The following is a 6,409-nucleotide window of genomic DNA, read 5'->3' on the forward strand; positions in this document are numbered from 1 at the left end:
GCTAAATTAGCCACGTTGGCGTCATTTGGCAGCTTCACACATTACAAACTTCCCGCCTGGCGACGTCTACCCGCAGAAGTTAATGTTCTTCCCGTTTGTTTACCGTTCAGGCTTTCCAGACGCATCTGGAAGGGCGGGAATGGCATATCAATACCGTGGGCGTGGAAGCCTGCCAGAATCAACTGGTGGATCTCATGGCGCAGCGGCATCCGGTGTCCCATTTCAGCGGCGTAAATACGCAACTCGAAAATCTGAACCCCCTGTTGCAGATCCACCAGGAAGGCTTCCGGCGCCGGATTGTCGATTACCAGCGAACAGCGGCGTGCTGCGGTTAGCAGGATCTCCGTCACTTCTTCACTGTTGGCATCGGCAGGAGCCGGAATCGTCAACACCACGCGTGTGACTGAGTCAGAGAGCGACCAGTTGATAAACTGCTCAGTAATAAACGCCTTGTTTGGCACGATAATCTCTTTACGGTCCCAGTCGCTGATGGTGGTGGCACGGGTGTTAATTTTCGTCACGCTACCGGTGAGATCGCGAATTGTCACCGTATCGCCAATGCGAATCGGTTTTTCGAACAGGATAATCAGGCCAGAGATAAAGTTGGCGAAAATCTCCTGCAAACCAAAGCCGAGACCAACACCGAGCGCAGCGACCAGCCACTGCAATTTCGACCACTCAATACCAATCATCGAGAAGCCGACCAGCCCGCCAATCAGCATCAGCAGATATTTGGTGATGGTGGTGATGGCGTAGCCCGTACCCGGCGTTAAATCGAGGTGCTGCAAAATCGCCAGCTCCAGCAGCGCGGGCAGGTTGCGCACCAGCTGCGTGGTGATAATAAACACCAGAATGGCAATCAGCACCGCACCGAGGGTAATCGGTTCCAGACTTTCCACGCCCTGCACTGTGGATGTGACATCCCATAGCGAAATATTTTCGAGGAAGCCAAAAGCGGAATGGATTTCCGACCACAGCACAATGACCGAAAGCAGGGCTATCAGCATCAGGATTGAACGCACCAGCCGTAAGGATTGTGCGCTGATAGCATCAAGATCGACTTCGCTTTCATCGACTTCAATTGCCCCTTCCGGGCTACTGTGATGATGCGCTTCTTCTTCGCCACGCGCACGTTGCGCTAACATCTCTGCCCGGCGATGCTTCGCCCGGTCAAACGCCAGCCTGCGTCGCTGGATCAGCATCCAGCGGCGGATAACATGATAAACCACCAGCAACAGGAACCAGATGGCGACCGATGTTTCCAGCCTTGCCAGCAGAGCTTGCGCCGTTGCCAGATAACCCACCGCTGCGGCGAGAATAGCGACCAGCGGTGCGCCAATCATCATGTTCCACAACATATGGTTGGCAATGTTGTCACCGCTACCTTCTTTGTTGAGATACAGCGGGATACCGGCTTTTTTCAGGCTGAGTGTGACTACCGCCAGTGCACCGCAAATGAGGATAAAGCAAAGACGTCCCAGCGAACCGGAAAACTCGCGGTCGTCGAGATTATCGAACATCATCAGCGCCATAATCAGCGGCACAATAAGCCCGATGCTCATCAGATAGTAGCGCATCCCACGGGAAACCCGTTCGCGCGGCCAGCCAAAATGAGCGATAAACAAGCCGTTCGGGCGGGCAAAGGTGGCACAAATCATCACTACCCACAGCAGCGGCACGGTGGCCGTTACGCCATCGCCAATCGCTACCGCCAGCGGATAAGGCCACGCCTCGCGCAAGCCGTAACCCAGCGTCATCCACAGCACTGGCAACGGTGACGCGACGAGAATCGACCAGAAAAGGGTGCGCAACGTCAGCCAGAAGTGATCCTGGGTGACTTTGCCGACTTTCGCCGCCGAACGTTCAAGAAAACGGGTGAAATAGCGGCGCGAGTAAATACTACAACCGACCAGAATCAACGCGCCAAACAGCGGCAAAATCGTCTCTTTGCTGGTCAGCATCATCATGGTGGCTTTACCTAACTGGCTGAAGGTGTCCAGCGAGATCAGACGGCGCAGATCCTGAGCGATCTCCAGCGGCCAGGCGATGGTCATCGGGCGCACGTCAGAGGTCCAGAACAGATAGCGGTGCGTCGCTTCATTGACCTCTTTCAGCGCATCTTCCAGTTGTCCGTTGGAGACTTTCAGCTTGGTCAGTTCAAGCAGTAGCGTGTCGCCACCCTGGAGTAAGGAGTTCAGTAACTCACGCTGAGTACGTAATTGTGCTTCAAGAATACGGTTTTGTTCGGCGGTAAGTGGTTGACCGTCGGCCTGATGGATTTGCCGTAGCAGCGGCTGTTTATTGAGGAGATCCTCATAACGTAACCGTTGCACGCGCAACTGCGCCATTTCAGTATCCAGTTGCTGCGGTTTGGGCATTTCCGGCAGTCGTGCCACCTGCGCCCGCAGTGCTTCGCCGAGCAGGTTTGACGAACCCAGCCATTGTGATTGTTCGCGTAGTGTATTCAGCGCCTGCCGAACCTGTAACGTCTGGCTGGTAGCCTGACGCTGTTGCGAGGCAACGAGATCCATCCGCTGTGCCTGCTGATTCAACGCCGCCGACAGTTCGCGGTTAATTTTGAACTGAGCGACGATATCTTTCGGCAAATCGGCACTGCTTTCTGCCAGTAATTCAGTGCTTTCGAGTGCCCGTTCAGCCTCAAGCTGGCGTTGGCTATTCAACTGGTTACGCAATGCCTGCAAATACGCATCCAGTTGTTGACTCTCTTTTTCTGCCAGTGCCGAACGCAGACGCGCCAGTTCCTGACGGTTATTGGCAGAAAGTTGTGCCAGTTCGAGCTCATCGACCAATGACTTCAAACGCGCGGAGTCGGCCTGCAACGCGAAATTTTGCGCCTGATTAAGTGGACTATTTCCCGTAAGTGTCCCGAGACGACGCTCGATTTCATTCAACTGGCGGCGGGCGTCGGTTTGCTGTTGCGGCAGTTGATTCAGCGAATCGGCAATCTCGCGGGCGCGCTCCTGTTCTTGCTGAGCCTGACGGCTTTTATCCAGCAACTGGCTGCTGACCTGGAGAATTTCCTGATTCAGCGCGTCGGTAGACATTCCCGGTGACACGCTGCGCGGCTCGTCACGCACGTTGTTTAACTGCGCGCGCAGAGTAGCGGAGAGTTTCGGGTAATTATCGATAACTTGCTGATATTGCTTGATGCGCTCAAGGGAGCCTTTTTGCTCCTCAAGCGCATTTAAGGCGGACTGGAGCGCCTCTACGACTTCTGGCTGCGCGGGCTTCGCCGCTTTTGCCTGCTCCAGTTCCTGGGTGATTTGTTTGCTATCGGGGGCCGTCGCGGCGTACGCCCCCCAACTGAGGCACCAGGCCATCAGAAAAGTGATAATCAGGCGCACGTCAGCGTTTCCTTTGATGGATTAGACCTGGTCTTTGTTGTCGTCAACCAATGGGCTGGCGTCGTGTTCTGCCTCGATCTCTTCAGCAGGAAGCGGGGCAGGTTCAGCTTCTGGCGTCACAAAGGGTTCGGTAGATACTGCCAGTGGCTGACCAATCTTAGTGACAGAAAGGCTTGCCAGTTGCTCAACCAGATTCACTTTACCCGGTGCAAACAGGTTGATAACGGTAGAGCCGAGTTTAAAGCGCCCCATTTCCTGACCTTTCAGCAGTGCCACCGAACCGTCGTTTTCCCCGGCAGGCCAGGTCCAGCGTTTGATGATGCCTTCGCGCGGCGGCGTAATGGTGCCCGCCCAGACCGTTTCAATGCTGCCAACAATCGTCGCCCCGACCAGAATCTGCGCCATCGGGCCAAATTCGGTATCGAACAGGCAGATTACGCGTTCGTTACGGGCAAACAGATTCGGCACGTTCTGGGCGGTGAGATGGTTAACGGAGAAGAGATCGCCCGGCACGTAGATCATCTCACGCAGGATACCGTTGCACGGCATATGTACGCGGTGGTAGTCACGCGGGGAGAGGTAAGTGGTCACAAACGTACCGTTGCGGAAAAGATCCGCCATCAGATAGTTACCTGCCAGCAGGGCTTCGAGACTGTAGTTGTGGCCTTTCGCTTGCAGGATTTTATCTTCTTCGATTTTACCTGACTGGCTGATAACGCCATCGGCAGGCATGACCAGAACATTTGGATCGGTATCGATTGGGCGTACTTCGTCACGCAACGGACGGACAAAAAATTCGTTAAAGGTGCGGTAACTGGCGGTGTCCGGCTTTTGTGCCTCTTGCATGTCGACCTTGTAGTATTTAACGAACAGATCGATAACCAGTTTTGTCAGCCATCCTGCCCGCTTGCTTGCGCCCCAACCCGCCAGGCGAGTAAGCCATAGTTTTGGCAGAATGTACTGTAGCGAAAGTTTAAATGAATTTAACAAGGTAGCCTCCAGGCCATTGTTTTGTCGTTCCTGATCCGGCGTTCATGCCGGATCCTGAAAAAAAGGGGACGATTCTAACGACGGTTAGCTTAATTGTCAGTCATCCGTATCAGAAAAGTTTTTACGCGTTTTTACCTGCGCCATGCTTTCCAGAATACGGTGATAGTTTTCGAAACGAGTTTCCGCGATTTTCCCCTCATCAACCGCTTCACGGATTGCGCAGCCCGGATCGGTATCGTGTTTGCAATCGCGATATTTACACAGGCCTAAGTAATCATGAAATTCGACAAAGCCTTGAGTGATTTGTTCCGGTGCCAGATGCCAGAGGCCAAATTCTCGCACCCCAGGGGAATCAATGACATCGCCACCGTGCGGAAAGTGATACAGCCGGGCAGCAGTGGTGGTGTGCTGACCGAGACCGGAGTTGTCCGAGACATCGTTGGTCAGGATCTCTTTTTGCAGCCCCAGCAGCGCGTTAAGCAGACTGGATTTGCCGACGCCGGACTGCCCGGCAAAAATGCTGATGCGCCCGGTCAACGCCTCTTCCAGTGGTTTAAGCCCATCCTGAGTATGACTGGAAACCATCAATACGCGATAACCGATGTTGCGATAGATATCCATCTGCTCGTTGACGAATGCCATGCCTTCGTCGTCCAGCAGGTCTATCTTGTTGAGCACGATAATCGGTTCAATCTGCAAGGTTTCGCAGGCCACCAGGTAACGGTCGATAATATTGAGCGACAGCTCCGGCAAAATAGCGGAGACAATGACAATCTGGTCGATGTTGGCGGCAATAGGTTTCACGCCGTCGTAGAAATCCGGGCGCGTCAACACCGAGGTGCGCTCATGCACCGCTTCCACGATCCCTTTGACATTTATGCCTTCTGCTGCTGGTTTACCCGGACGCCAGACCACGCGATCGCCGGTTACCAGCGAACGGATGGTACGGCGAATATTGCAGCGGTGAACTTCGCCGTCTGCGGATTCCACATCAGCGTGCATACCAAAACGGCTGATGACGATACCTTCATCAGGCTCGCCAAACAGATTGTCGTCGTAGTCGGGCTTCTCCTTAGACGTTTTAAGACGACGCTGGTGATTGGCGTTCACACGGCGCTGCTGCCCTTTGGAGAGTTTATTTTTACTCAATCGTACAGACTCCTGGTCGCCCCTGATGGGCAAAACATCTATGATACACGCAATTGTGGATCAATATAGTCACTGTGAATGGGTGGAAAATAGCATGAGTGCCAATGAAAACAACCTGATTTGGATCGATCTTGAGATGACCGGTCTGGATCCCGAGCGCGATCGCATTATTGAGATTGCCACGCTGGTGACCGATGCCAACCTGAATATTCTGGCAGAAGGGCCGACCATTGCAGTACATCAGTCCGATGAACAGCTGGCGCTGATGGATGACTGGAATGTCCGTACCCATACCGCCAGCGGGCTGGTGGAGCGCGTGAAAGCGAGCACAATGGGCGATCGGGAAGCCGAACTGGCGACGCTCGAATTTTTAAAACAGTGGGTGCCTGCGGGAAAATCGCCGATTTGCGGTAACAGCATCGGCCAGGATCGTCGCTTCCTGTTTAAATACATGCCGGAGCTGGAAGCCTACTTCCACTACCGTTATCTTGATGTCAGCACCCTGAAAGAGCTGGCGCGCCGCTGGAAGCCGGAAATTCTTGATGGTTTTACCAAGCAGGGAACGCATCAGGCGATGGATGATATCCGTGAATCGGTGGCGGAGCTGGCTTACTATCGCGAGCATTTTATCAAGCTGTAAAATTTTTCCTGGTCACGTAACCGCCGGATTCCACTTGCGGCGGCGTAGGTTTGGCGCTAAATTGAACGTCTTGCTGATAATTTCAGCACTTGAGATAAAAACTCAAAAAAAAATTTTTAGGGGGGTTGCAGAGGGAAAGATTTCTCGTATAATGCGCCTCCCGTAACGACGCAGAAATGCGAAATTACGAAAGCAAAAATTAAGTAGTACGCGGGAATAGCTCAGTTGGTAGAGCACGACCTTGCCAAGGTCGGGGTCGCGAGTT

General features: G+C 53.6%; 4 protein-coding genes. 1 reads left to right on the forward strand and 3 read right to left on the reverse strand.

Translation table 11 applies throughout. The annotated features are described in order from the left end of the window. Nucleotides 1-41 precede the first annotated feature (41 nt). The 3 genes from mscM to rsgA form a co-directional block, all read right to left on the reverse strand. Nucleotides 42-3,365, reverse strand: coding sequence for a miniconductance mechanosensitive channel MscM (gene mscM / locus HEM79_RS12305; protein ID WP_105286334.1), 3,324 nt, complete (start codon nucleotides 3,363-3,365; stop codon nucleotides 42-44). A 21-nt stretch (nucleotides 3,366-3,386) separates the two neighbouring features. After that, nucleotides 3,387-4,355, reverse strand: a complete 969-nt coding sequence (asd, locus tag HEM79_RS12310; RefSeq protein ID WP_176241569.1) for an archaetidylserine decarboxylase — start codon at nucleotides 4,353-4,355, stop codon at nucleotides 3,387-3,389. Between the two features lie 96 nt (nucleotides 4,356-4,451). Further along, complete coding sequence (gene rsgA, locus HEM79_RS12315) at nucleotides 4,452-5,504, reverse strand: small ribosomal subunit biogenesis GTPase RsgA (protein WP_176241570.1); 1,053 nt, start codon at nucleotides 5,502-5,504, stop codon at nucleotides 4,452-4,454. Between the two features lie 94 nt (nucleotides 5,505-5,598). Here rsgA and orn point away from each other — a divergent pair, with 94 nt between their 5' ends. After that, the gene (gene orn, locus HEM79_RS12320; RefSeq protein ID WP_001295188.1) at nucleotides 5,599-6,144 is read left to right on the forward strand and encodes an oligoribonuclease; all 546 of its coding nucleotides are present in this window, start codon (nucleotides 5,599-5,601) and stop codon (nucleotides 6,142-6,144) included. The last annotated feature ends 265 nt before the right edge of the window (nucleotides 6,145-6,409 follow it).

The organism is Escherichia sp. 93.0816 (assembly GCF_013368855.2).
Classification (GTDB): Bacteria; Pseudomonadota; Gammaproteobacteria; order Enterobacterales; family Enterobacteriaceae; genus Escherichia; species Escherichia ruysiae.

Bases quoted from the DNA above. Each gene is read 5' to 3' on its own strand.
- orn (WP_001295188.1), top strand. From the start codon at position 5,599: ATGAGTGCCAATGAAAACAACCTGATTTGGATCGATCTTGAGATGACC.